This window comes from Brevundimonas nasdae (assembly GCF_019395145.1).
In the GTDB taxonomy this organism is placed as follows: domain Bacteria; phylum Pseudomonadota; class Alphaproteobacteria; order Caulobacterales; family Caulobacteraceae; genus Brevundimonas; species Brevundimonas nasdae.
Genome location: NZ_CP080034.1, coordinates 415,420 through 439,173, shown reverse-complemented (window position 1 = coordinate 439,173; position 23,754 = coordinate 415,420). Strand labels below are relative to the sequence as shown.

Annotated in this window: 20 protein-coding genes; 5 read left to right on the top strand and 15 right to left on the bottom strand. The window is 66.4% G+C overall.

Annotation, left to right across the window (positions count from 1 at the left end; translation table 11 throughout):
* Positions 1–91 precede the first annotated feature (91 nt).
* The 5 genes from KWG56_RS02125 to petA form a co-directional block, all read right to left on the bottom strand.
* A complete protein-coding gene (locus tag KWG56_RS02125) occupies positions 92–1,741 on the bottom strand; it encodes a M28 family peptidase (protein ID WP_219353555.1) in 1,650 nt (549 codons plus the stop codon).
* 70 nt (positions 1,742–1,811) lie between these two features.
* On the bottom strand, positions 1,812–3,479 hold the full coding sequence (locus KWG56_RS02120) for a M28 family metallopeptidase (protein ID WP_219353554.1): 1,668 nt from the start codon (positions 3,477–3,479) through the stop codon (positions 1,812–1,814).
* Between the two features lie 146 nt (positions 3,480–3,625).
* Positions 3,626–4,498 carry a cytochrome c1 gene (locus KWG56_RS02115; RefSeq protein WP_201097037.1) on the bottom strand — a complete coding sequence of 291 codons (873 nt, stop codon included), beginning with the start codon at positions 4,496–4,498 and terminating at the stop codon, positions 3,626–3,628.
* Between the two features lie 5 nt (positions 4,499–4,503).
* Complete coding sequence (locus tag KWG56_RS02110; RefSeq protein WP_219353553.1) at positions 4,504–5,808, bottom strand: cytochrome b; 1,305 nt, start codon at positions 5,806–5,808, stop codon at positions 4,504–4,506.
* 16 nt (positions 5,809–5,824) lie between these two features.
* The gene (gene petA / locus KWG56_RS02105; RefSeq protein WP_201097035.1) at positions 5,825–6,373 is read right to left on the bottom strand and encodes a ubiquinol-cytochrome c reductase iron-sulfur subunit; all 549 of its coding nucleotides are present in this window, start codon (positions 6,371–6,373) and stop codon (positions 5,825–5,827) included.
* 194 nt (positions 6,374–6,567) lie between these two features.
* On the opposite strand from petA, the gene KWG56_RS02100 reads away from it, so the two are divergent.
* Positions 6,568–7,017, top strand: coding sequence for a tRNA (cytidine(34)-2'-O)-methyltransferase (locus tag KWG56_RS02100; RefSeq protein ID WP_219353552.1), 450 nt, complete (start codon positions 6,568–6,570; stop codon positions 7,015–7,017).
* Between the two features lie 27 nt (positions 7,018–7,044).
* Entirely contained in the window at positions 7,045–7,926 is an 882-nt protein-coding gene (hemF, locus tag KWG56_RS02095; RefSeq protein WP_219353551.1) for an oxygen-dependent coproporphyrinogen oxidase, read from the top strand.
* Here the strand turns inward: hemF and KWG56_RS02090 are convergent, their stop codons facing one another.
* Positions 7,927–8,802 carry a LysR family transcriptional regulator gene (locus KWG56_RS02090; RefSeq protein ID WP_219353550.1) on the bottom strand — a complete coding sequence of 292 codons (876 nt, stop codon included), beginning with the start codon at positions 8,800–8,802 and terminating at the stop codon, positions 7,927–7,929.
* Between the two features lie 24 nt (positions 8,803–8,826).
* Between KWG56_RS02090 and KWG56_RS02085 the strand changes: the two genes are divergently transcribed.
* A complete protein-coding gene (locus KWG56_RS02085) occupies positions 8,827–9,939 on the top strand; it encodes a YeiH family protein (protein WP_219353549.1) in 1,113 nt (370 codons plus the stop codon).
* Here the strand turns inward: KWG56_RS02085 and KWG56_RS02080 are convergent.
* From KWG56_RS02080 to rlmJ, 3 genes are read right to left on the bottom strand one after another with little or no spacing between them, the layout of a single operon-like run.
* Positions 9,905–10,993, bottom strand: coding sequence for an FUSC family protein (locus KWG56_RS02080; protein WP_219353548.1), 1,089 nt, complete (start codon positions 10,991–10,993; stop codon positions 9,905–9,907). The genes KWG56_RS02085 and KWG56_RS02080 overlap by 35 nt on opposite strands.
* 1 nt (position 10,994) lies before the next feature.
* Positions 10,995–11,726, bottom strand: coding sequence for a type 1 glutamine amidotransferase (locus KWG56_RS02075; protein WP_201097029.1), 732 nt, complete (start codon positions 11,724–11,726; stop codon positions 10,995–10,997).
* Between the two features lie 22 nt (positions 11,727–11,748).
* Complete coding sequence (gene rlmJ / locus KWG56_RS02070; protein ID WP_219353547.1) at positions 11,749–12,564, bottom strand: 23S rRNA (adenine(2030)-N(6))-methyltransferase RlmJ; 816 nt, start codon at positions 12,562–12,564, stop codon at positions 11,749–11,751.
* 93 nt (positions 12,565–12,657) lie between these two features.
* Here rlmJ and KWG56_RS02065 point away from each other — a divergent pair, with 93 nt between their 5' ends.
* Together KWG56_RS02065 and KWG56_RS02060 are read left to right on the top strand one after the other, a co-directional pair.
* A complete protein-coding gene (locus KWG56_RS02065; RefSeq protein WP_219353546.1) occupies positions 12,658–13,680 on the top strand; it encodes a DNA topoisomerase IB in 1,023 nt (340 codons plus the stop codon).
* Positions 13,681–13,811: 131 nt separating this feature from the next.
* The gene (locus tag KWG56_RS02060; RefSeq protein WP_244999718.1) at positions 13,812–16,193 is read left to right on the top strand and encodes a TonB-dependent receptor; all 2,382 of its coding nucleotides are present in this window, start codon (positions 13,812–13,814) and stop codon (positions 16,191–16,193) included.
* Positions 16,194–16,253: 60 nt separating this feature from the next.
* Here KWG56_RS02060 and tdh read toward each other — a convergent pair whose 3' ends face one another.
* The 6 genes from tdh to KWG56_RS02030 all read right to left on the bottom strand — a co-directional run bounded on the left by tdh (position 16,254) and on the right by KWG56_RS02030 (position 23,679).
* Entirely contained in the window at positions 16,254–17,306 is a 1,053-nt protein-coding gene (gene tdh, locus KWG56_RS02055) for an L-threonine 3-dehydrogenase (RefSeq protein WP_219353544.1), read from the bottom strand.
* A 126-nt stretch (positions 17,307–17,432) separates the two neighbouring features.
* On the bottom strand, positions 17,433–18,623 hold the full coding sequence (locus KWG56_RS02050; protein WP_219353543.1) for a glycine C-acetyltransferase: 1,191 nt from the start codon (positions 18,621–18,623) through the stop codon (positions 17,433–17,435).
* Positions 18,624–18,666: 43 nt separating this feature from the next.
* Positions 18,667–19,596: a DUF4232 domain-containing protein gene (locus KWG56_RS02045; protein ID WP_219353542.1), complete on the bottom strand. Its 930-nt coding sequence runs from the start codon at positions 19,594–19,596 to the stop codon at positions 18,667–18,669.
* A gap of 53 nt (positions 19,597–19,649) precedes the next feature.
* A complete protein-coding gene (mce, locus tag KWG56_RS02040; protein ID WP_219353541.1) occupies positions 19,650–20,072 on the bottom strand; it encodes a methylmalonyl-CoA epimerase in 423 nt (140 codons plus the stop codon).
* Entirely contained in the window at positions 20,069–22,228 is a 2,160-nt protein-coding gene (scpA, locus tag KWG56_RS02035; protein ID WP_219353540.1) for a methylmalonyl-CoA mutase, read from the bottom strand. The genes mce and scpA overlap by 4 nt, the downstream gene beginning before the upstream one ends.
* Positions 22,225–23,679 carry a methylmalonyl-CoA mutase family protein gene (locus KWG56_RS02030; RefSeq protein ID WP_219353539.1) on the bottom strand — a complete coding sequence of 485 codons (1,455 nt, stop codon included), beginning with the start codon at positions 23,677–23,679 and terminating at the stop codon, positions 22,225–22,227. Before KWG56_RS02030 ends, scpA begins: the two co-directional genes overlap by 4 nt.
* Positions 23,680–23,754 lie beyond the last annotated feature (75 nt).

The following is a 23,754-nucleotide window of genomic DNA, read 5'->3' as shown; positions in this document are numbered from 1 at the left end:
ACGCAGTCGATGCCGGATGCGAGCCTCCTGGGTTCCGGGTTCGTCCTTCGGACGCCCCGGAAAGACGGCTCTAAATTGAATATCGATTGATTCAGCGCCTTTGGTCAGCCGTGGCGTTGCGGATGGCGTTGAACTCGGCCGTCGGTTTCCATGCAGGCCAGTCCGTGCTGTCCGCCACCGTCAGCCCCAGCCGATACAGCAGGTCCAGGTTCTGCAAGGCCGCTGTGAAGTCATAGTCAGCGCGCCATTCGTCCGACAGCTGGTGATAATACCGCGCCATCTGCCCCTCGTAGTAAGGCTTGCCCTCCGCGATCCCGCCCTTGATGAAATCGCGGCCCGTCCAGGGCATCAGGGCCGGAACCCCGCCCGCTGCAAAGTTGAAGTGGTCGGAACGGTAATAGAACCCCTCTTCCGGGTATCCGTCGCCGGTGACCACCCGTCCCTGCACGGCGGCGAACCGGCCCAGAATATCCTCCAGCTCTGACTTGCCGACGCCGAACACGGCCACGTCCCGCGTCGCAGGGGTGAAGGGCAGCATGTCGATGTTGATGTTCGCCGCCGTCTTGGCCAGCGGATAGACCGGATCGGCGGCATAGGCCTCTGAACCCAGCAGGCCCTGCTCTTCCGCCGTCACATGCAGGAAGACCACGGTGCGTTCCGGCGCCGGGCCGGTCTTGAAGGCGCGGGCCATCTCGATCAGGCCAGCGGTGCCCGACGCATTGTCCCAGGCGCCGTTGTAGATGTCGTCGCCGTTCGCATCCGGCTGGGACGCCTTGCCGACGTGGTCCCAGTGGGCGGAATAGATGACGTATTCGTCGGGTCGCTGCGTGCCGGGGATCTTGGCCAGCAGGTTGTTGGAATGGATCACCTCGGTCGTCTCGGCGATGTCGACGCTGAGACGGGCGTTCATGTCGAAGGCTCCGCCCAGCCCCGCCGTCTGCGCCCGCGCCAGCACATCGGCGAAACCGGCGCCCGCTATGGCCGTCGCCGTCTGTGTGTTGATCGCGCCAGTGAAGCGCGCGTCCTTGGCGCCCTTGATCGTCATCTGCGCGCGGGTTGCGCCGCCCACAGAACGCCGCCAGCGACCGTCATCGGTCTGCAAGGTGATCACGCCGACCGCCCCGCGCTCCAGCGCCTCCTGCGTCTTGTGCGTGGACGAGCCATAGAAGTTCGGGTCTTCCCCCATCACGGCGGGCTGGCCGCGCAGCACCACCACGACCTTGCCGGTCAGGTCCGTCGAACCATAGTCATCCCAGCCCCGCTCGGGCGCCACGACGCCGTATCCGGCAAAGACAAGCGGCGCATTCCCGATTTTGAACACAGGATCGGCAGGCCCCGCGCGCAGCGTGATGTCTTCACCCGACACCAGGGGGTGGGCGACGCCGTCCGCCCCTGTCCAGGTCGCCGTCGGCGCGCGCTCAGGCCGGAACCGCACCAGATCGACCGGCTGCAGCCAGGATCCGTCCCGCCCGCCTGGCTCCAGCCCCAGGGTCTCATACTGGCGTTGCAGATAGGCCAGGGTCAGACGTTCGCCGATCAGGCCGGGGAACCGCCCCTCCAACTCATCCGAAGCCAGATATTTGATGTGGTCCGACAAGTTCTGCGCGCTGAACTGCGGACGGGCCGCTGACGCCGTCGCAAAGGCGTCGGTGTGGGCGACTGGCGCAACCGCGGGGGCAGACGCACAGGCGGCCAGCACCAGCGCGGCGATGGCGATAAGGGGCGAACGACGAAGGGTCATGAAGCAGGCTCGAAACGCAGGATGGAAAAAGGGGCCGGATCGGACCCGGCCCCTTCGTTTGGCGGCGGCGTCAGCGACGCTGGGCGTCGGTTTCCGAACGCACAGGCCCGAACTCGGAACCCGGCTTCCACTTCGGCCAGTCACGGTCATTCGCCAGGGCGCGACCGACATTATAGAAGACCTGCAGGTCCTCGATCATGCCGCTGTAGTCCCAATCCGGCGACCATTCGTCCGCCGCCTGGTGATAGCGTTTGGCGCCATATTCAGCGCGCGCCGCTTCACGCTGGGCGATGGGTTCATCACGGAAGTCCCCTCGGCTGCCGGCATAGGCCATCGGCACGCCGCGCTTTGCCAACGGGAAGTGGTCGGAGCGGTAGTATGTGCCCGCCGCATTCTCATAGTCAGGCATCAGGGTGCGGCCCTGCGGCTGGATCGCCGCCGCCAGACGCTCGTCAAAGTCCGATTGGCCATAGCCGGTGACGCCCAGGCCCGTGACCCGGCCATAGACATTCATCGAGTCCATGTTGAACCCGCCGACAGTCTTGGCCAGCGGATAGACCGGATTGGCGGCGTAGTATTCGGAACCCAGCAGGCCGCTTTCCTCGCCGGTGAAGCTGATCATGACGACCGAGCGTTCAGTGGGCGGCGAGGTGCCGAACATCCGGGCCAGTTCCAGCAGACCCGCTGTGCCGGATGCATTGTCGACGGCGCCGTTGAAGATGCGGTCGCCGGTCGCGTCAGGTTCGCCCATGCCGATGTGGTCCCAGTGGGCGGTGTAGAGGACCGTCTCATCCGGGTGGGTCGTGCCCGGCAGGCGGGCGATGACGTTGTGCGAGGTGATCCGGTCGGTCTTGACGTCGAACTCGGTCGAGAAGCTGGCGCCCGGCAGGGTCACCGGCTGGAAGTCACGGCTGCGCGCCTGAACCTTCAGGGCTTCGAAATCCAGACCGGCGCGACGGAACAGGTCGACCGCCACGTCACGCTGGATCCAGCCTTCCATCGACACCCGCTCTGCGGCGGCGTTCTGGCGCAGGATGTCGAACTGCGGCACGCCCCACGAGTTGGCCACTGTCTGCCAGCCGTATGATGCAGGCGCGGTTTCGTGGACGATCAACACGCCCGCCGCGCCCTGACGCGCGGCCTCTTCGTATTTGTAGGTCCAGCGCCCGTAATAGGTCATGGCCTTGCCGCCGAAGGTGTTCAGCGACGGGTCTTCGAAGTCGGCGTCATTGACCAGCACCACCAGAATCTTGCCGCGCAGATCCTGGCCCTTGAAGTCGTCCCAGTTCCGCTCGGGCGCCTTGATGCCATAGCCGACGAAGACCAGCGGCGCGTCCTTCAGGCTGACATGGTCAGCAGGGCGGCGGGTCGAGATCGCCACCTCGCGCCCCTGCGTCAACGGCAGGGTCCAGTCGCCCAGTTTCAGCGAGGCGTGGATGTTGGACTGGACGAAGCGGTTCAGGATCACGTCCTGGGTCCACTGACCGTTCGGGCCGCCCGGCTGCAGGCCCGCAGCCTCATACTGCTGGCTCAGATAGGCGATGACCTTGGCTTCAGCCGGGGTGGCGATGCCACGCCCTTCAAAGCTGTCGTCGGACAGGACACGAATGTCCTCCGAGATGCGCGCGGCGTCAAAGGCGGCCTGGCGATGCACCGCCGCCGGATTGGGCGACGTAGCGCAGGCGGACAAGGCCGCGCCCGCCATCAGGACGACAGCAAGAGAAGTGGCGATACGCATAAAGACAGGCCCCACAGCCATGAACGAGGCGTGAACCCTAGGGGTCGAGTTCGGCCGTGTCGATTCCGCAGCGCAGCTTTCGACGTAAACAAAAACCCGCCGGAGCGAACTCCAGCGGGTTTGAGCATTTCGTCTGTCGGCGGACCTTAGTGGGCCACGCCTTTCCAGATGCGGCGGTAGCTGGCGTAGGTGATGCCCGCAAAGATCAGCAGGAAGATGATCACGCCGAAACCGGCCTGCTTGCGCTCGACCATCTTCGGCTCGGACGTCCAGGCGATGAAGGCCGCTACATCCTTGGCGTACTGGTCGACCGTCTGGGGCGAACCATCGTCATAGGTCACCTGGCCGTTCTGCAGCGGCGGCGGCATGGCGATGAAGCCGCCGGGCGGAACATGCTTGGGATCGCCCGTCCAGAACGGCGTCAGGTCGCCGGCCATGTAGGGGTTGTAGTGCTGGCCGTCACGGATGGTCACGCCCGCAGGCGCATCCTTGTAACCCGACAGCAGCGAGTAGATGTAGTCGGCGCCGCCGTGGCGGGCCTTGGCCATCACCGACAGGTCGGGCGGCGCGGCGCCGCCGTTGCCCGCCGCCGCCGCCGTGGCGTTCGGATACGGGTTGCGGAACTTGTCGGCAGGCGTGCCGTCGCGCTGGATGGCTTCGCCGGTTTCGCTGTCGATGTCAGCGATCTGGATTTCCTTGGCCAGAGCCTTCACGACGGGGTTGTCGTTCGGGTTCGGATACTTCGGGTTCCAGAACGGACCATGGGCGTCGCCCAGGTTCCGGTAGTGCATCAGGTTCATGCTGTGACAGGCGGCGCAGACCTCGTGATAGACCTTATAGCCGCGTTGCAGCTGGCCTTGATCATAGGTTCCGAACGGCCCGTCGAAGCTGAACCCGCCCGAGCGCGGATGGGCGGCGCCCCCGGAAGCCAGGGCCGGAGCCGCAGCCATCAGACCGACAGCAACGGCGGCCGAGGCGATGATGGTCTTGATCGACACGGTCTTCATTCCAATCGTCATGACGCTCAGCCCTTCTGCTCGGCGGCGTCCGCACCGGTCAACACCGGCTCGGAGATCGTCGCGGGGATGGGCAACGGCGTTTCCTTCAGACCCACCAGAGGCATGATGATGAAGAAGAACGCGAAGTAGTAGGCCGTGAACAGACGCGTCAGCCACAGGTAGGAGTTCAGGTCGCCGTCAAACAGCGTGAAGGTCTTGAACGAACCGATGACAGGCGAATCCGGCAGTTGACCACCGCACCAGCCCAGACCCACGCCCACCACCAGGAAGATGATGAAGAAGGTCCGCATCGTCGGACGGTAGCGCATCGAGCGCACCTTGGACGTATCCAGCCAGGGCAGGACGAACAGCACGCCGATCGCGGCGAACATGGCCACCACGCCGCCGAACTTGTCGGGGATGGCGCGCAGGATCGCGTAGAAGGGCAGCATGTACCACTCGGGCACGATGTGCGCGGGCGTCTGCAGCGGGTTGGCCGGGATGTAGTTGTCGGCGTGGCCCAAGGCGTTCGGCTGATAGAAGACGAAGATCGCAAACAGGATCATGAACAGGATGATCGCAAACCCGTCCTTGACCGTGAAGTACGGGTGGAAGGGCAGCAGGTCCTTCTTGGCGCGGTCCTTCGGGATCAGGATGCCGACCGGGTTGTTCTGACCGGCAGCGTGCAGCGCCCACAGGTGCAGCACGACGCAGCCGAGAATGGCGAACGGCAGCAGATAGTGCAGCGAGAAGAAGCGGTTCAGCGTCGCATTGTCGATCGCCGGGCCGCCGCGCAGCCAGATCAGGATCGGCTCGCCGACGCCGGGAATGGCGCCGATCAGGTTGGTGATGACCTCAGCGCCCCAGAAGGACATCTGGCCCCAGGGCAGGACGTAACCCAGGAAGGCGGTGGCGATCATCAGGAAGAAGATCACGCAGCCGATGATCCAGATCATCTCGCGCGGCGCCTTGTAGGAGCCGTAGTACAGGCCCCGCAGCATGTGCAGATAGACGGCGATGAAGAACATCGACGCGCCGTTGGCGTGAACATAACGGATCAGCCAGCCGCCGTTCACGTCGCGCATGATGCGCTCGACCGAGGCGAAGGCAAGGTCGACGTGCGGCGTATAGTGCATGGCCAGAACGATGCCGGTGATGATCTGCGTCATCAGGCAGATCGCCAGAATGCCGCCGAAGGTCCACCAGTAGTTCAGGTTGCGCGGCGTCGGCAGCGACATGTAGTCGGCGCCGAAGCGGATGATGGGCAGACGGGTGTCCAGCCACTTTTCAACGCCCGTTTTAGGGACGTAGGTGCTCTCGTGATCGCTCATGATCCTCCCCTGGCCCTCAACCGATCTTTACGCGGGTGTCGGACAAATAATCGTAGTTCGGCACGACCAGGTTCAGAGGCGCGGGCCCCTTCCGGATCCGGCCGGACGCATCGTAGTGCGAGCCGTGGCAGGGGCAGAACCAGCCGCCGTAGTCGCCTGCGCCGAAGGTCGGAACGCAGCCCAGGTGGGTGCAGGAACCGACGACCACCAGATATTTCTCGTGGCCCGGCTTGGTGCGCTCGGCGTCCGTCTGGGGTTCCTTCAGGTCGGGCGCATGGTCATCGGCGATGACGCGTTGCAGCTCGGCCGGGGTGCGATAGCGCACGAACACCGGCTTGCCCTGCCATTTGATGACGACCTGCTGACCTTCCTGAACCTTGGTCAGATCAAATTCGATCGACGCCAGAGCCAGGGTGTCGGCGGCCGGGTTCATCTGGTTGATCAACGGCCAGGCGATCATCGCGCCAGCGCCCACCGCAGCGGCGCCCGCAGCGATGTGGATAAAGTCACGGCGGTTAGGATCGCCGCCTTCTGGGCTTTCAGTATGCACGACCGATTCGGCCACGTTTCACCTCTCGAACGCCGCTGAACAGACCTGGGGGCCCACCCTCGCCACGGCACGAACAAAGAACGAAGCCGGGAATTCCCTACGGCTGTTCGACCCACGCCCCCTCGGCGCAAGCTGCTGACGTTTCTTGCGAAACGCTCGCAAAACAGACCGCGACAAACCCCCTGGCCGCGCGTATGTCAGGCCTTAGAATGCGTCTCGCCCTTTTTCAACCTGACATTCCTCAGAACGTCGGAGCCTGCATCCGATTGTCGGCCTGTTTCGGCGTCGATCTGCACGTGATCGAGCCGACGGGTTTCCGTTTCGACGACCGCGCCATGAAGCGGGCGGCGCTGGACTATGGTCCGTTGTCGCACATGACGCGCCATGCGGACTGGGAGGCCTTCCAGCAGAATCGCGCGCCCGGACGGCTGGTGCTGTTCACGACAAAGGGTGCCACGCCCCTGCCCGACTTTGTCTTCCGGCCCGACGACGTTCTGTTGTTCGGCAAGGAGAGTGCGGGCGCGCCCGACTATGTCCACGCCGCCGCCGATGCGCGCGTCGTGATCCCGCTGCGGCCCGAGGCGCGGTCGCTCAATCTGTCGGTCACCGCCGGAATCGCCCTGTGGGAAGGCCTCAGGCAGACCGGGCAGGTTGGCTGAACGCCCCAGTCGGTCTAGGAGCGCGTCATGAGCGACGCTTCCTTCTCCGATCCGCTGGACCTGAAAAAGGTCGAGACCCGCGCCTGGTTCGAACATCTGCGTGACCAGATCCACGCCGCCTTCGAGGCGCTGGAGGACGCAGCCCCCGCCGATCTGTTCCCCGGCGAGCCCGGTCGTTTCGTCCGCACCGCATGGGATCGTCCTGAGGGCGGCGGCGGCGTCATGGGCATGATGCACGGCCGACTGTTCGAAAAAGTCGGGGTCCATGTTTCGACGGTTCACGGAACCTTCCCCGCCGACTACGCCAGGTCAGTGCCGGGCGCCGCCGAAGACCCGCGCTTTTTCGCCACAGGCATAAGTCTGATCTGCCACCCGGTCAGCCCGCGCGTTCCGGCTGTTCACATGAATACCCGCTTCATCGCCACGACCAAGGCCTGGTTCGGCGGCGGCGGCGACCTGACGCCGGTGCTGGATGCGGATCGGCGTCAGGACCACCCCGACACCCTGGCCTTTCACGCCGCCATGAAGGCCGCCTGCGACGCGCACGACCCCGACTGGCACGCCAAGTACAAGGCCTGGTGCGACGACTACTTCTATCTGCCGCATCGCAAGGAGCCGCGCGGCACCGGCGGCATCTTCTACGACCACCACGACAGCGGCGATTACGACAAGGACTTCGCCTTCACCCGCGACGTGGGCCTGGCCTTCCTGGGCATCTATCCCAAGATCGTCGCCGGGCGGATGGGCGAGGCCTGGACGCCGCAGGAGCGCGAGGAGCAGTTGGTCCGTCGCGGCCGCTATGTGGAGTTCAACCTGCTCTACGACCGCGGCACCATGTTCGGGCTGAAGACGGGCGGAAACGTGGAGTCGATCCTCAGCTCCATGCCCCCCGTGGTGAAGTGGCCGTAGTCACCCCACCGCCTCCACAAATGCATCGCCCGCCTTGCTGCGATAACGCTCGCTGTGCCGCAGCAGGCGGAAGGGCCGCTCCGGCAGGGTGAAGTCCGCCATCACCAGCCGTCCCGCCGCCACGGAGGCATAGGCCACGCTTTCGGACAGGGCCGTCGCCCCTGCCCCCGCCTCCGCCGCCGCCAGCACCGCCTCGTTCGACGGCAGCGTCATGGCGATGGACAGGGTCTCAGGCTCCACGCCCGCCCGCCGCAGCGCGGCCTCCAGCGTCGAGCGGGTGCCGGAACCGGCTTCACGCAGAACCCAGGCCTGGGTCGCCAGCGTCGCCGCGTTCAGCCGCCGCACGCCCGCCCACGGATGGTCCGGCGTCACCAGCACCGCCAACCGGTCCGATCCCACCACCGTCTGATCCAGCATCGGCTGGTCGATCTCGCCCTCGACCAACCCCAGTTCCGCCGCCCCGCTCAGCACCGCCTGCGCCGCCTCGCGCGTATTGCCGATGGCCACGTCCAGTTCGACGCCCGGATAGGCCGCATGAAAGGCCGCCAATCGGCGCGGCAACCAGGCGCTAGCGATGGTCTGGCTGGCGAAAATGGTCAGGCGCCCGCGCCGCAGGGCGCTCATGTCCGCCAGCGCCGCCTCAGCCGCCGCCGCACGGGCCAGCACCGCCTTGGCTTCCGGCAGGAAGGCGCGGCCCGTCTGGTTCAACACCACGCCCCGCCCGACCCGGTCGAACAGATGCACGTCATGTTCGGTCTCCAGCGCGGCGATGGCGTTCGACACCGCCGACTGCGTCAGGTTCAGCGCCCGCGCCGCCGCCGTAACATGCTCACGCTCAGCCACCGCGACAAAGATCCGCAGGCGTTCCAGGGTCATGATTAATCTCCAAATCGGATTGAAATGACCATAACTATCCGTTGGACCGCTGTCGATGCGGGGCGCATCAGCATGGGAATGAAGTCCGCCGCCCTGCCCACGCCTGAATCCACGCCGCGTTTCGAGTCTGCGATGGCGTTCGCGCGTTCGATCCGGCCCGGCCTGCTGCTGTGCCTGCTGGTGACGCTGGCGGCGATCGGTCTGACCAGCATCGAGCGCGACCTGATCGGTCACGTCTGGCTGGAGCCTCTGGTGCTGGCCATCCTGCTGGGCGCGGCGGTCCGCACGGCCTGGACGCCGGACGCGCGCTTCAAGGCCGGCGTCGATTTCAGCGCCAAGACCCTGCTGGAGATCGCCGTCGTACTGCTGGGCGCATCGGTCAGCGCGGCGACGCTGTCGGCGCTGGGCCTGCCGTTCGTGTTCGGCATCTTCGCCCTGGTGGCGCTGGCCATCATCGTCGGCTTCGGCGTCGGGCGCGTGCTGGGGCTGAACCAGCGCATGGCCCTGCTGGTCGCGTGCGGCAACGCCATCTGCGGCAACTCGGCCATCGCCGCCGTCGCCCCCGTCATCAACGCCGATGGCGAAGAGGTCGCCGCCTCCATCGCCTTCACCGCCGTTCTGGGCGTGATCGTGGTCCTGGCCCTGCCGCTGCTGGGCGGCCTGATCCATATGAGCGAACTTCAGTACGGCGCGCTGGCGGGCCTGACCGTCTATGCCGTGCCGCAGGTGCTGGCCGCCGCTGCTCCCTTCGGCGCAGCCGCCACCCAGACCGGCACCGTGGTCAAACTGGTGCGAGTGCTGATGCTGGGTCCGGTCATTCTGGCCCTGTCCCTGATCGCAGGCCGCAAGGCGCCGGATGCGAAAGGCCCCGGCCTGCACCGCCTGCTGCCGTGGTTCATCATCGGCTTCCTGGCGATGATCGGTCTGCGGTCGTTCGACCTGATCCCGCAGGCGGCGCTGCCCCCTATGTCGGCGGCGTCTGGTCTGCTGACCGTCGTAGCCATGGCGGCGCTGGGCCTGCAGACCGACATTCGCGCCGTGGCCCGCGCGGGCGGCAAGGTCATTGCCGCCGTCGTCGTGTCGCTGGGGGCGCTGGTCCTGCTCAGCCTGGGACTGATCCGGCTGCTGGGGCTCTGACCGGCGGGACGACCGGCGGGTTCTCGCCCACCCGGTCCTCCTGCACCCCGTTCAGCCTGCCTCGGTGCGGGGCAATCCGCGCCACGACCAGCGCCGTCAGCCCGCCGATGATGGTGGCGATCAGCCGATGCTCGGCATTGGCTAGCACCCCGCCGTAACCCAGCGACACCAGCAGAACCACTGTCGCGGTAATGGCCGCCGTCAGGGTGGCGAAATGCGCCTGCTGCAGGGCGAACGAGGCGAAGGCCGTCACCCCCGCCGCAGCGATCAGCCACGGATGCGCCGATCCGACCTGGATCGCGAACACGGTGGCGGCGGCGCAGCCCAGCAGCGTCCCCAGCACCCGCTGGGCGCCGCGCGTCTGGGTCTCCATCAGACCGGGCTTCAGCACGATCATGGCCGTCATCGGCGCCCAAGCCCAGTTCTGCAGATCCACCGCCCAGGCCACAGCCATGCTGATGCCGACGGCGGCGGCGGCCCGCGCCATGTGGCTGATTAACAGCTTGCTTCCGGGCGGCGGGGGAGCAGGCATGCTGGGCAGACGCGCCGCAGCCTTGGGGAATATCCACGCCAGCAACACGACCAGACCGATCTGCGCCGCGCTGCCGACCAGCACCCCGACTCCGCGCAACAGGGCCTGATCCAGCGGACCGGCGTAGTAGCCCGCGATCAGCATGGCGGTGACGCCCTGCAGCACCACCCACCAGACGTCTTCTTCGAACAGGGCGATGGCCGCACAGACCGCCGCCCCTATGCAGCCCAGCGTCAGCAGCAGCCACGGAACCTGCCCCGCCAGCGTCCCGACCAGGGCTGCGATCATCAGGCCCAGCGCCGTGCCGATCATCGCGCCCCAGCGACGCCCGACCAGGTCGCGCGACGCCGCCAGCCCCACGACCAGCGCCGCCCCCGCCGCAATGGCCCCCTGGGTCGGCAGACCCAGCAACACGCCGCCCGCCAGCAGGATCGGCATGGCGGGCATGCACAGGGCCGCCTCGCGCCAATAGAAGGGACGCCAGTGACGCAAGGTCCGCTTGGCGACAGCCGAAATCCGCATGTCAGATGCCGCTGCCCTGATCCTCGACCGGCGGCGGGGTCAGAAGCAGAAAAGCCCGGATCCACGCCGTCAGCACAGCCCGGTCGTTGGGCCGTTTCAGACTGTCGATCGCCTCGTCCGCGATGGGATGCGGGATGCGTTCGCCGCGCCGTCCCTCGATCAGGGCGGCGGCGTATTCGGGCTGGAACTCGGGATGGCACTGGAACGAGATCGCGTCCTCGCCCCAGGCCAGTCCGGCGTAGGGGGTGAAGGCGCTGGAGGCCAGAACCCGTGCATCGGGCGACACCGCCACCACCTGATCCTGATGCGAGACAGGAATGGCGATGGTGCGCGCGCGTGGGTGCATCCAAGGCTCCGTCGCCTGCACGTCGTAGCGATGCAGGCCCACGCCCCAACCCTTGTGCGATTTCTCGACCACCCCGCCGAAGGCATGGGCCAGCACCTGATGGCCGAAGCAGATTCCCACCAGACGGGTCTGTCCCCGCGCCGCCTTCAGCCAGTCCACCAACTGCGGAATCCACGGCAGATCGTCATAGACCCCCGCCGCCGATCCGGTGACGATGGCTCCCTGAAACGCGGACGGATCATCCGGCAAATGACCCGCCTGAACATTGAACCGCGTCGTCGGCACCCCCTCGCCCAGCAGGGCGCGGAAACGTGCGGGATAGTCGTCGAAATCATCCTTGAGGTGTTCCGGCGGATGGCCGGTTTCCAGGATCGCGATACGGGTCATGCCGTCACCCTAATGCGCCGCATCAGAAGGTCCAGACCTCAGACCGCCCGCCCGTGTCGCCCAACGCATTCGCCACCCAGCCGCAGATTTCATCCGCCGCCGCCTCGGCGCCCGCTGGCGGATTGACCACCACCATGGCGCAGCCGTTCATCTTCATCGGATTGGTCAGGGGCCTTAGCCGCGCCTCGGCCACCAGCGTCGGTCCCGCCTTGCCCTGAAGCCTGCGGATGAAGGCGTCGAAGGTCTCCAGATCCTTCAGCGGGGTCCAGATCGCCACCGTCGCCGACGGGTCGCGACGCACGATGGCGACCGCCGTCTCGGCCGAGCGGATATAGTCGTCAGGCTTTTCGAACGGCGGGTCGATCAGGACCAGCGGCCCGCGCACCCTGCCCGCCTCAGTCGTCACAGTCTCATAGCCGTCGCCCTCACGCGCCTGGGCGTTCGCGCGCCCCGTCAGCGCCTCGGCCAGCATCTCTCGCACCGGTGGGTTCAGCTCGAACCCGACATAGCGTCCGCCCTCGCTCAGGGCGTCGGCGATCAGCAGGGGCGATCCCGGATAGAAGCGCACGCCGCCATCCGGGTTCAGCTTCTCCACCTCCGCCGCCAGCGCATCCATCAAGGGGGTGCGCCCCTCCGCCGTCATCAGTTTGGCGACCCCGGCTTCGGCCTCCCTGGACCGCGCCCCGTCGCCCGACAGGTCATACAGACCCGCCCCGGCATGGGTGTCGAACACCGTGACCGGCCCCGCCTTCTGGCGCGTCTTCAGCAGCCACAGCACCAGGGCGTGCTTGACCAGATCGGCAAAGTTTCCGGCGTGAAAGCTGTGGCGATAATTCATCCTGCCTCGTCTCCCGCCCGGCCCACTGGGTCAAGGGGAACTCGCCGCCGACACGCCGCGTTCGTCGCTGGTCTGGGCATAAGGAGGGTTTCGATGGGCGACGGATCACAGAGGTTCGATGTCGCCGTCGAGGTTCCGCCCGGCCTCAGCTGGTGCAGCGACGACAACCCCGGTCTCAGCCGTCGTCGCGCGGGCAAGGGCTGGTCCTATCGCGACGCCAAGGGTCAGGTCGTGAACGACGCCCGCGTCCTGGCGCGCATCCGCGCCCTGGCCATCCCGCCCGCCTGGACCGACGTGTGGATCTGCCCCAGGGCAAACGGCCATATCCAGGCGACGGGCCGCGACGTGAAGGGCCGCAAACAGTACCGTTATCACGCCGACTGGAGCACGGCCCGGTCCGAAAACAAGTTCGACCGCCTGCCCGCCTTCTGCCGCGCCCTGCCCAAACTCCATGCCCAGATCGAGCACGACCTGGGCCTGCGCGGCGTCTGCAAGCCCAAGGTGCTGGCCACCGCGGTGCGCCTGCTGGAGATCACCCTGATCCGCGTCGGCAACGCCGAATACGCCCGTCAGAACCGCAGCTATGGCCTGACCACCCTGCACAAGCGTCATCTGGATGTGGACGGCGCCGCCCTGACCTTCGAGTTTCGCGGCAAGAGCGGCAAGGACCACTGCGTCAGCGTCAACGACCGCCGCTTGGCCCGGATCCTGCGCGCGCTGGAGGACCTGCCGGGTCAGCAGCTGTTCAAATACCGCGCGGCGGACGGCGACCTGTGCCCCATCACCTCCGACGATGTGAACGCCTATATCCACGCCGCCATGGGCGAACAGTTCTCAGCCAAGGACTTTCGCACCTGGGCCGGAACGGTTTCCGCCGCCAGGGCGCTGCGTGTCGAGACGCCCCCGACCTCGCCCACCGACGCCCGGCGCACCATCACCCGCTGCATAAAGGCGGTGTCCGGCCTTCTGGGAAACACCCCCGCCGTCTGCCGCAGTTCATACATCCACCCGCGCGTGTTCGATCTGTTTGAAGCGGGGCTATTGGCTGAGCAGTTGCCCGGTCCGAACGCACAAGCCTTTGAACGCACTCTGGTCAGGGTTCTATCCCGGCCCTGAGACAGATCAATTCCCGCTTCAGTTGCAGCGTTTCTATCAACAAAACGCAGAAAAACCCATTTGAGCGATAGGCATTAATCCCCCCATCTCACAGCGCGCCGTTTCGCGCTGGAGGGGATCCATTGACCATCATGCCCACGCCGACAGTACGCCGCCTCTTATCCGCCACCGCCATCGCGGCCTGCATCGCCACGCCGACCTTCGCCCATGCCGAGGACGACCCGCAATCCCAGTCCTCACGCTCAAACGCCACGCAGGGCGTGGCCAGCGTCGGCGACATCGTCGTCACCGCCCGCCGCCGCGACGAACGCGCCCAGGACGTGCCCATCGCCCTGACCGTCGTGAACGAGGAGCTTCTGGACCGCACCGGCGCCTATAATGTCGGTCAGATCACCCAACTGGCGCCCAGCGTGCAGTTGCTCAGCTCAAACCCCCGCAACACCGCCATCACCATCCGGGGACTGGGCGCCAGCTATGGTCTGGCCAATGACGGTCTGGAACAGGGGGTCGGCATCTATGTCGATCAGGTCTATTACGGCCGCCCCGCCACCGCGACGCTGGACTTCGTCGATCTGGACCGCATCGAGATCCTGCGCGGGCCGCAAGGCACTCTGTTCGGCAAGAACACCACCGCCGGGGCCCTGAACATCACCACCCGGACGCCGTCCTTCACGCCAGAGGGTCAGGCCGAACTCAGCTTCGGCGACTATGGCTTCCTGCAGGCAAAGGCCACCTTCTCCGGCCCTATCATCGACGACAAACTGGCGGCCCGTTTCTCGGTCGTTTCGACCCGTCGCGACGGTTTGCTGGACAATGTGACCGTCGGCAGGAAGCAGAACTCCCAGGACGCGATCAGCCTGCGCGGGCAGTTGCTGTTCCAGCCGAACGACCAGTTGCGGGTTCGGCTGTTCGCGGATTACGCCGACCTGACGCCCGACTGCTGCACCCAGGTCTATGTCACCGTCGGCCAGACGCTGAAGCCTGCGGCCCAGCAGTTTCCTGCTCTGGCCGCCGGTCGCGGCTACACCCCCGCCAGCACCAATCCCTACGCCCGCATCGCCGATGTCGACAGCGCCATTCAGGCCGACCAGATCCATCGCGGCGTCTCGGCCATCATCGACTATGATTTCGGCTGGGCGACCCTGACCTCCGTCTCGGCCTGGCGGGCCTGGGACTGGGGACCAAAGAACGACCGCGACTACACCGCGCTGGACATCACCCGCCAGTCGGCCAACCCGTCGTGGCAGGATCAGTGGAGCCAGGAACTGCGCCTGTCGTCCAACGGTTCGAACCGCATCGACTGGACCGTGGGCCTGTACGCCTTCCATCAGGCGGTCGAGACGCACGGCGTCACCGAGTACGGCAAGGACGCGGTCTATTGGCTGATCGGCCCCAATCTGCCGAACGTGCCCGACGCCCTTCTGGACGGATACAAAGTGTTCAACGACAGCCGGATCGAGACGGATTCCTACGCCGTCTTCGGCCAGCTGACCTGGAACATCACCGACCGGCTGCACCTGACGCCAGGCCTGCGTTACACCAAGGAGGACAAGTCCGGCTGGTATCAGGCCACAACGGCCGGAGGTCTGGTCACCACTGACCCTGCCCTGATCACCCGCCGCCTGGGCATCGCCCGGCCCCAGGCCTATGACGCCAGCCTGTCGGACGACGACCTGTCCGGTCAGGTGTCCCTGGCCTATGACGTCACCGACGATGTCCTGACCTACGCCAGCGTCGCGCGGGGCTACAAATCGGGCGGCATCAACATGGCCGGCATCCCCAATCTGCCGAACGGCCAGCCGTCCCTGACCAACGCCGTGGTCAAGCCGGAGGTGGTCACCACCTACGAACTGGGCCTCAAGACCCAGTTGTTCGACCGGCGCGTCACCGCCAACCTGGCCGCCTACCGCACCGACGTGAAGGACTATCAGGCCAATGTCGTCGACAGCGGCCCCGGCGCCCTGCGCGGCTATCTGGCCAATGCCGATCAGGTGGTCATTCAGGGCGTCGAGCTGGACGCCTTCGCCCGTCCGAACCGGAATCTCGACCTCTACGCCAACGCGGCGTGGACGGACGCCAAATATGATTCCTTCACCAACGGCCCCTGCCCGCTGGAGCTGATCGGCGCCTCCACCGTGGCCTGCGACCTGTCAGGAAAGAAGCTGCCCGGCGTCTCGCCCTGGGCGGCCTCGGTCGGGGCGGAAGTGCACGGCAAAGGCGGCTTCCTGGGCCAGTCGGGCGAACTCTATGGCGGCGTCGACGCCAGCTATCGCTCGTCCTACAACTCCGACGCCTCGGTTTCGCGCTACACCCAGATCGACAGCTACACGATCCTGAACCTGCGCGCCGGTTTCCGCGCCGAGAACGGGTGGGAGGCCTTCGTCTGGGTCAAGAATGCGCTGGACGAGAACTATCTCCAGTTCGTCAGCGTCCAGTCCGGCAACTCGGGCCTGGTCATCGGCAACCCCGGCGATCCGCGCACCGTGGGGATCACTCTGCGGGCGCGGTACTGAACCGCCAAACAAAAAGGGCGGCCCTTCGGCCGCCCTTTTCCAATCCATGGCTGATAGGGCTCAGGCCGCCCTGTCCCAATCCAGAACCACCTTGCCTGACTGACCCGACTTCATGGCCTCGAAGCCTTCGCGATAGTCGGCATAGCCCAGTCGGTGGGTGATCAGCGGGCTGAGGTCCAGACCGGCCTTCAGCAGGCCCAGCATCTTGCGCCAGGTGGTGAACATCTCACGCCCATAGACGCCCTTGATCGTCAGGGCCTTCAGGATGATCGCGCCCCAGTCGGTCTCCATCGGCTTACCGGGAATGCCCAGCATGGCCATGCCGCCGCCCATGATCAGGGTGTCGACACACTGTTTGAAGGCCACGGGCGAGCCCGACATCTCCAGCGCCACGTCGAAGCCGACCTTCAGGCCCAGTTCCTTCATGACATCGTGGATGTCTTCCTTGGTCGTGTTCACGGTGCGGACGCCCGGCGCCACCTTCTGCGCCAGGTCCAGGCGGAAATCGTTGATGTCGGTCAGCACCACCGTCCGCGCGCCCGCATGACGCGCCACGGCGGCCGCCATCATGCCGATGGGACCAGCCCCCGTGACCAGCACGTCCTCGCCCAGCAGGTCGAACTGCTGCGCAGTGTGAACCGCATTGCCGAACGGGTCCAGGATCGAGCCGATCTCATAGGGCACGTCGTCAGGCAGTTCGATCACGTTGAAGGCCGGGGCCACCACGAACTCGGCGAAGGCGCCCTGACGGTTCACGCCGATGCCGCGCGTATGCGGGTCCAGGTGGAAATGCCCGGCGCGGGCGGCTTCGGAGTTCAGGTCGATGACATGACCTTCGGCCGAGACACGCTGTCCAATCTTCAGCGGGCGATCCACGTCCTTGCCGATGGCCACGATCTCGCCGGCGAACTCGTGGCCGGTGATCATCGGGGTCGGGACATTCTTCTGGGACCACTCGTCCCAGTTCCAGATGTGGATGTCGGTGCCGCACACGGCGGTGCGGTGCACGCGGATCAGCACATCCTCCGGCCCCGCCTCGGGGATCGGCGCATCGATCAGCTCAAGGCCGATGCCGGGCGCAGTCTTGGCCAGGGCTTTCATCGTATCGGTCATCAGATCACTCCTCGTGGCAGAGGCCCCACGCCGCTCGCCAGAAAAAACTCCCGTCGCTTTAATCCGGCCATCGCGCGACGGAACGATGACCCTCGAGCCAGGCCCGAGGGTGACGTCCAATGACGGCTAGATGACGCCCAACTCGCGACCGGCCTTGGTGAAGGCCGCGACCGTCTGGTCGATCTGGTCAAACGTATGCGCCGCCGACATCTGGGTGCGGATGCGGGCCTGGCCGCGCGGCACCACGGGGAAGCTAAACCCGATCACATAGACGCCCAGCTCCAGAGCCCGTGCGGCGAAATCCTGCGCCAGCTTGGCGTCGCCCAGCATGACCGGAATAATCGGATGTTCGCCGTCCAGCAGGGTGAAGCCCGCATCCGCCATCGCGCCGCGATAGCGATGGGCGTTGGCCGACAGGCGCGTACGCAGGGCGTCGCCCTCAGACCCTTGCGCGATGCGGATGGCCTCAAGGCTGGAGCCGCAGACGGCGGGCGAAAGCGCGTTGGAGAACAGATAGGGGCGCGCCCGTTGCTTCAGCAGTTCGACCACCGATTTCCGCGCGCAGATGAAGCCGCCCATGGCCCCTCCCAGCGCCTTGCCGAAGGTGCCGGTGACGAAGTCGACCTCGACCCCGTGATGGGCGAACGATCCGCGTCCCTTGGGCCCCAGGAAGCCTGTCGCATGGCAGTCGTCCACCATGATCAAAGCATTATATTTGTCCGACAAGACACGGATTTCATTCAGTTTGGCGATATAGCCATCCATCGAGAAGGCGCCGTCGGTGGCGATGATGATCTCGCGCGCGCCAGCCTCGCGGGCTTCCTTCAGGCGGCTTTCCAGTTCGTCCATGTCGGAGTTGGCGAACCGATAGCGTTTGGCCTTGCACAGGCGCACGCCATCAATGATTGATGCGTGGTTCAGACTGTCCGAAACAATGGCGTCGTTTTCACCGAACAGAGGCTCGAAGATGCCGCCGTTGGCGTCGAACGCGGCGGCGAACAGGATCGCGTCCTCGAAACCCAGATAGCCCGCGATGGCCGCTTCCAACTCCTTGTGAATCTCCAGCGTGCCGCAGATGAAGCGCACGGAGGCGGTGCCCGCCCCCCACTTCTGCTGCGCGGCGATCCCGGCTTGCGAGACTCGTTCGTCGCCCGCCAGCCCCAGATAGTTGTTGGCGCAGAAGTTCAGCACATCGCGCCCGGCGACCTGGATCACCGGCCCCTGCCGCGAGGCGATCACCCGTTCAGGCTTGGTCAGGCCCTGGGCGTCGATGTCGTTCAATTCACCGGCGACGCGGTCATAGAAGGATTGGGTCATGACGTCCGCCCTACGCCCAAATCACGCACGTTTCCACCTTCAATCAGGTCGCAGGTTGAACGGCTGACGCACTTCGGATCGGACTGACGCGAATCTTGCCGCCGCAGGGCTGGAAGGCGAAGGCCAGGCCGATCGCGGCGCTGTCGCCCGGCGCCGTTGCGCGCAGGGTCGCAACCTCGGGACAGGTCTTCTGACCCGCCGCCTCGTTCGGCACCACGTTCCACGCCACCTCGAAATAGGCCCTGGCCTGGGGCGCCAGATCGACCGGCGTCGGCGCCTGGCCCTGACGGAAATAGCTGCCGGGGCTCTGGTCCGCTCGCACCGACGTCACCGCCTGTCCACGTCCATCCAGAAGCGTCACCCCCGGATAACCGATCAGGGTGCAGGCGCTGGCGCCCACGTTCTGCAGGCTGAAATTCCGCACCCGGTTCCCCGCCCCCGCATCCCCGTCCTCCGCCGCCATCTTCAACTGCGGCCCCTTGCAGGGCGCGGATGCAGGCAGCACCCCGCCCTGAGCCGGAATGGGCGTCGGTTGAGGCATCGGCTGCGGCGGCGTGATGCCGCTGGTCAGATCAGGCGCTGCTGCGGTCAGCGGGCGCGCGCATTGCTCCAGCACCGACACGGCGACCTCTTCATTGGGCGACAACAGGCTCAGGGTCGCGACCTCGCGCCCGTCGCGGCTGGTGGTCCACCATTCCACCCCCGATCCGATGTAGCGCGCCCCGCTGGCCGCCTGGACGTTGCGCAACACATAGTCCTGCCCCTTGTAGGTCATCTGGGCCGAGGTCTTGTCGGGATAGCGCGCTTCGATGGTCACGCCGCTGTCGCAGGCATAGTTGACGGCCAAAGCTTCGGACGGCGCCTGCGCCTGCCCGTCATCGGGCGCCGTGGGTTGGTCTGGCGCTGCCTGCTGACAGGCGCTGACGCCGATCAGGGCGGTAACGGCGACGAAGGCGGTCAGTCGATGCAGCATGGTCAGGCTCTCCCCTTTGGCCCTTAACGACGTCGCCGCCGAAAGGCTCCGCTTCAGTGATCGCCGGTCGGCGTCTCCATCAGTTCGATCAACACCCCGCCCATGTCGCGCGGATGCAGGAAGACCACCGGCGTCCCGTGCGCCCCGATGCGCGGCTCGCCCGTGCCCAGGATCGTCACCCCCTTGGCCCGCATCTCGGTGATGGCGGCGTGGATGTCGGCGACCTCGAAACAGACGTGATGCTGGCCGCCCTTGGGATTCTTGGCCAGGAAACCCGTGATCGGGCTGGTGTCGTCATAGGGTTCGATCAGTTCGATCTGAGCCGTCGGGGTGTCGACGAAACAGACCTTCACCCCCTGCGCCGGCAGGTCGAATGGCTCGCCGATCCGGGTCGCGCCCAGCACATCGCGGTACAGCCGGATCGAGTCGGCGATGGACGGCGTCGCCACGCCGACATGGTTCAGTGCGCCGATCATGACTTGTCCTTGTTGGGCGCAGGCTGGGCGTAACCCAGACGCTGGTTCAGCTTCTCGATCAGGTCCACGGCGGTGTCGGCAATGGCCGAGCCGGGCGGATAGACGGCGGCGGCCCCCATATTCAACAGGGGCTGCACGTCCGACGGCGGGATCACCCCGCCGACCACAATCATGATGTCCGGTCGGCCCAACCGCTCCAACTCGGCCTTAAGCTCTGGCACCAGCGTCAGATGCCCCGCCGCCAACGACGAGGCGCCCACCGCATGAACGCCCTTCTCGACCGCATCGCGCGCGGCTTCCGACGGCGTCTGGAACAGGCTGCCCGCCGTGACCTCGAAGCCCAGGTCGCCGTAGCCGGTGGCGACCACCTTCTGGCCCCGGTCGTGTCCGTCCTGGCCCAGCTTGGCGATCAGGATGCGCGGCGGCCCGCCGTCGTTCTCCACGAAGGCCGCCACCATGTCGCGCGCGCGGGCGAAGCGCGGATCCTTGCCCGCTTCCTTGGCGTAAACCCCCGACACCGTCTGGACCGTGGCCACATGACGCCCGAAGGCGGCCTCCAGCGCATCAGAAATCTCACCCACCGTCGCCTTGGCGCGGGCGGCCTGCACGGCCAGTTCCAGCAAGTTCGCATCGCCCCGCGCGCCGTGGGTCAGGGCCTCCAGCGCCGCGTCGGTCGCCGTCTGGTCCCGCTCTGCCCGCAGGCGCTTTAGCTTGTCGATCTGCGCGGCCAGAACCGCCGCATTGTCGACCTTCAGCATCGGAATATCGTCGACGACGGGGTTCAGATATTTGTTCACCCCCACCACCGTCTGCTGGCCAGTGTCGATCCGGGCCTGGGTCTTGGCGGCGGATTCCTCGATCCGCAGCTTGGGAATGCCCGCCTCGATAGCCTTGGCCATGCCGCCCAACGCCTCGACCTCGGCCATGTGGGCGCGCGCCCGTTCGGCCAGTTCGTGGGTCAGACGTTCGACGTAATAGCTGCCGCCCCACGGGTCGATCACCCGCGTCAGCCCCGTCTCCTGCTGCAACAGGATCTGGGTATTACGCGCGATCCGGGCCGAAAAATCGGTCGGCAGGGCCAGGGCCTCGTCCAGGGCGTTGGTGTGCAGGCTCTGGGTCTGGCCGCCCGCCGCCGCCATGGCCTCGACCATGGTGCGCGACACATTGTTGAAGACGTCCTGCGCGGCGAGGCTCCACCCGGAAGTCTGGCAGTGCGCGCGCAATGACAACGACTTGGGATCGACCCCGCCTTCCTTGCGCACCGCCTCCGCCCACAGCAGGCGCCCGGCCCGCATCTTGGCCACCTCCATGAAATAGTTCATGCCGATGGCCCAGAAGAAGCTCAGACGCGGCGCGAACCGGTCGATCGGCATGCCCGCCGCCACGCCCGCCCGCAGATATTCGATCCCGTCCGCCAGGGTGTAGGCCAGTTCGATATCCGCCGACGCCCCCGCCTCCTGCATGTGATAGCCGGAGATCGAGATGCTGTTGAACTTGGGCGTCTCCTGCGCCGTCCAGGCGAAGATGTCGGCGATGATCCGCATCGAGGGTTCGGGGGGATAGATGTAGGTGTTGCGGACCATGAACTCCTTCAGAATGTCGTTCTGAATGGTCCCGGTCAGCTTGGCGTGCGGCACGCCCTGTTCTTCGGCAGCGACGACATAGAGCGCCAGGATCGGCAGCACCGCCCCGTTCATCGTCATCGACACCGACATCTGGTCCAGCGGAATGCCGTCGAACAGTGTGCGCATGTCATAGATACTGTCGATGGCCACGCCCGCCATGCCGACGTCACCCTTCACCCGTGGGTGGTCCGAGTCATAACCCCGGTGCGTCGCCAGATCGAAGGCGATGGACAGGCCCTTTTGCCCCGCCGCCAGGTTGCGGCGATAGAAGGCGTTGGATTCCTCGGCGGTGGAGAAGCCCGCATACTGGCGGATCGTCCACGGATTGCCCGCATACATGGTCGGATACGGCCCGCGCATGAAGGGCGCGAACCCCGGCAGGCCATGCAACTGATCCAGCCCTTCCAGCGCGCGTGCGTCATAGGCCGTCTCGACCGTCAGCCCCTCGGGCGTCAGCCACGGATCGCGCGTCGGTCCCTGCCCTGTCGCATTCAAATCCAAGGCGATGTTGCTGAAATTGGGGAAACTCATTGCCCGGCCTCCTCGAAGGCTGCGGCGAAGCGGATCGGCGTCAGCGGCTCCACCCGATCCGTCATTTCGGGGCTAGGCGCAGCGGAGAACCCGGAACCCAGGAGGTCGAAATGCTGTCCTGGGTTTCGGGTTCGCTCTTCAAGCGCCCCGGAAGGACGATCAGATTCAACCGGCGCCTGACGCGGGTCAGGATCGACGAACTTCGTCACGCCGATGATCTGGGCCGCACCGTTCTTCAGCGCCGCTTCACGCACGGCGCGCGCGCGGGCGATGCGCGGCTGGATCACCCCGCCATTCAGCGCCTCGATGATCCCGCCCTCTGCTTCGATGGTCTGGAACTCGGCCCAGCCCGCCTGCGCCAGATCATGGGTCCGCGCATCCAGATACCAGCTGCCCGCCGCCGGATCATCGACGCGGCCCAGGTTCGCCTCTTCCATCAGAACCAGCTGGGTGTTGCGCGCCTGTCGGCGCGCAAAGGCGTCGGGCCGCCCGGTCGCGCGGGTGAAGCCGTCCAGCACCACCACGTCCGCGCCCCCGACCGCGCCCGCAAATCCCGCCGCCGTCAGACGCAGCAGATTGGGCCACGGGTCGCGCGCCGACAGCATCCGTCGCGACGACCGCGCCTCGATGATCGCCTGCGTCTCCACGCCGAATGCACGCGACAGATTCGCCCAGATCAACCGCATGGCGCGAACCTTGGCCAGAGCATCGAAATATTCCTGATCGACCGACAGGCCGATGACCACGCCCTTCAGCGCCGTCTCGACCGACAAACCCGCCGCGACCGCCGCCTTCACATAGGCGACCGCGCTGGACGCCGCGAAAGCCAGTTCCTGCGCCGCCGATCCGCCCGCCTCATGCGCCACGCGCCCGCTGGCCAGGAACAGGCTGGCGTCGGGATAGACCCCCGAATGGCGCACGGCCGCCTTGGCCGCTGCGTTCAGATCATCGTCAATCCCACGCGGCGATCCGCCCGCCTGGGCGAAGGCCGAGATCGGATCCAGATGGAAGCGCAGCATGGCGCGGGGCGAGCCCTTGGCCACAGCCGCCAGGGCGTCTGCCGCCTCGATGCCTGCGAACCCGGCGTCCAGCGCCACCGGCGCCAGCTCCATCGCCACGCCGTCCAACGCCCGCTCCAACGTCGCCGCGTCCGCCAGCACGCCGCCGCTGAGCAGCACCGAGGCCGCGCCTTCCTGCAGGTCGGTCAGAATGGCGTCGTTCACCGCTTCCGCGTCGTCGCCTTCGACCTGCGTCCGCAGATCCCACGCCCGGCCTTCTGCGTCCGATGGGCGGGGCGCGAACACCGGATGCACCCCGGTCGCCCCGGCATATAGCGGCCGCGTCACCAACTGGTCGGCGTCCAGATGCAGCAGCGATTCAATCGGCCGCTCCTTCAGCGCCTTCTGGGCCGCCTCACGCCATTCAAGCGGCGTGGGAATGGGGAAACTCATGTGACGCCCCCTAACCCCTTCATCTCGCACCCTCTCAGCGTCATCCTCGGGCTTGACCCGAGGATCGGACGATCC

Bases quoted from the DNA above. Each gene is read 5' to 3' on its own strand.
- KWG56_RS02125 (WP_219353555.1), bottom strand. From the start codon at position 1,741: ATGACCCTTCGTCGTTCGCCCCTTATCGCCATCGCCGCGCTGGTGCTG.
- KWG56_RS02120 (WP_219353554.1), bottom strand. From the start codon at position 3,479: ATGCGTATCGCCACTTCTCTTGCTGTCGTCCTGATGGCGGGCGCGGCC.
- KWG56_RS02115 (WP_201097037.1), bottom strand. From the start codon at position 4,498: ATGACGATTGGAATGAAGACCGTGTCGATCAAGACCATCATCGCCTCG.
- KWG56_RS02110 (WP_219353553.1), bottom strand. From the start codon at position 5,808: ATGAGCGATCACGAGAGCACCTACGTCCCTAAAACGGGCGTTGAAAAG.
- KWG56_RS02100 (WP_219353552.1), top strand. From the start codon at position 6,568: ATGCGTCTCGCCCTTTTTCAACCTGACATTCCTCAGAACGTCGGAGCC.
- hemF (WP_219353551.1), top strand. From the start codon at position 7,045: ATGAGCGACGCTTCCTTCTCCGATCCGCTGGACCTGAAAAAGGTCGAG.
- KWG56_RS02090 (WP_219353550.1), bottom strand. From the start codon at position 8,802: ATGACCCTGGAACGCCTGCGGATCTTTGTCGCGGTGGCTGAGCGTGAG.
- KWG56_RS02085 (WP_219353549.1), top strand. From the start codon at position 8,827: ATGACCATAACTATCCGTTGGACCGCTGTCGATGCGGGGCGCATCAGC.
- KWG56_RS02080 (WP_219353548.1), bottom strand. From the start codon at position 10,993: ATGCGGATTTCGGCTGTCGCCAAGCGGACCTTGCGTCACTGGCGTCCC.
- KWG56_RS02075 (WP_201097029.1), bottom strand. From the start codon at position 11,726: ATGACCCGTATCGCGATCCTGGAAACCGGCCATCCGCCGGAACACCTC.
- rlmJ (WP_219353547.1), bottom strand. From the start codon at position 12,564: ATGAATTATCGCCACAGCTTTCACGCCGGAAACTTTGCCGATCTGGTC.
- KWG56_RS02065 (WP_219353546.1), top strand. From the start codon at position 12,658: ATGGGCGACGGATCACAGAGGTTCGATGTCGCCGTCGAGGTTCCGCCC.
- KWG56_RS02060 (WP_244999718.1), top strand. From the start codon at position 13,812: ATGCCCACGCCGACAGTACGCCGCCTCTTATCCGCCACCGCCATCGCG.
- tdh (WP_219353544.1), bottom strand. From the start codon at position 17,306: ATGACCGATACGATGAAAGCCCTGGCCAAGACTGCGCCCGGCATCGGC.
- KWG56_RS02050 (WP_219353543.1), bottom strand. From the start codon at position 18,623: ATGACCCAATCCTTCTATGACCGCGTCGCCGGTGAATTGAACGACATC.
- KWG56_RS02045 (WP_219353542.1), bottom strand. From the start codon at position 19,596: ATGCTGCATCGACTGACCGCCTTCGTCGCCGTTACCGCCCTGATCGGC.
- mce (WP_219353541.1), bottom strand. From the start codon at position 20,072: ATGATCGGCGCACTGAACCATGTCGGCGTGGCGACGCCGTCCATCGCC.
- scpA (WP_219353540.1), bottom strand. From the start codon at position 22,228: ATGAGTTTCCCCAATTTCAGCAACATCGCCTTGGATTTGAATGCGACA.
- KWG56_RS02030 (WP_219353539.1), bottom strand. From the start codon at position 23,679: ATGAGTTTCCCCATTCCCACGCCGCTTGAATGGCGTGAGGCGGCCCAG.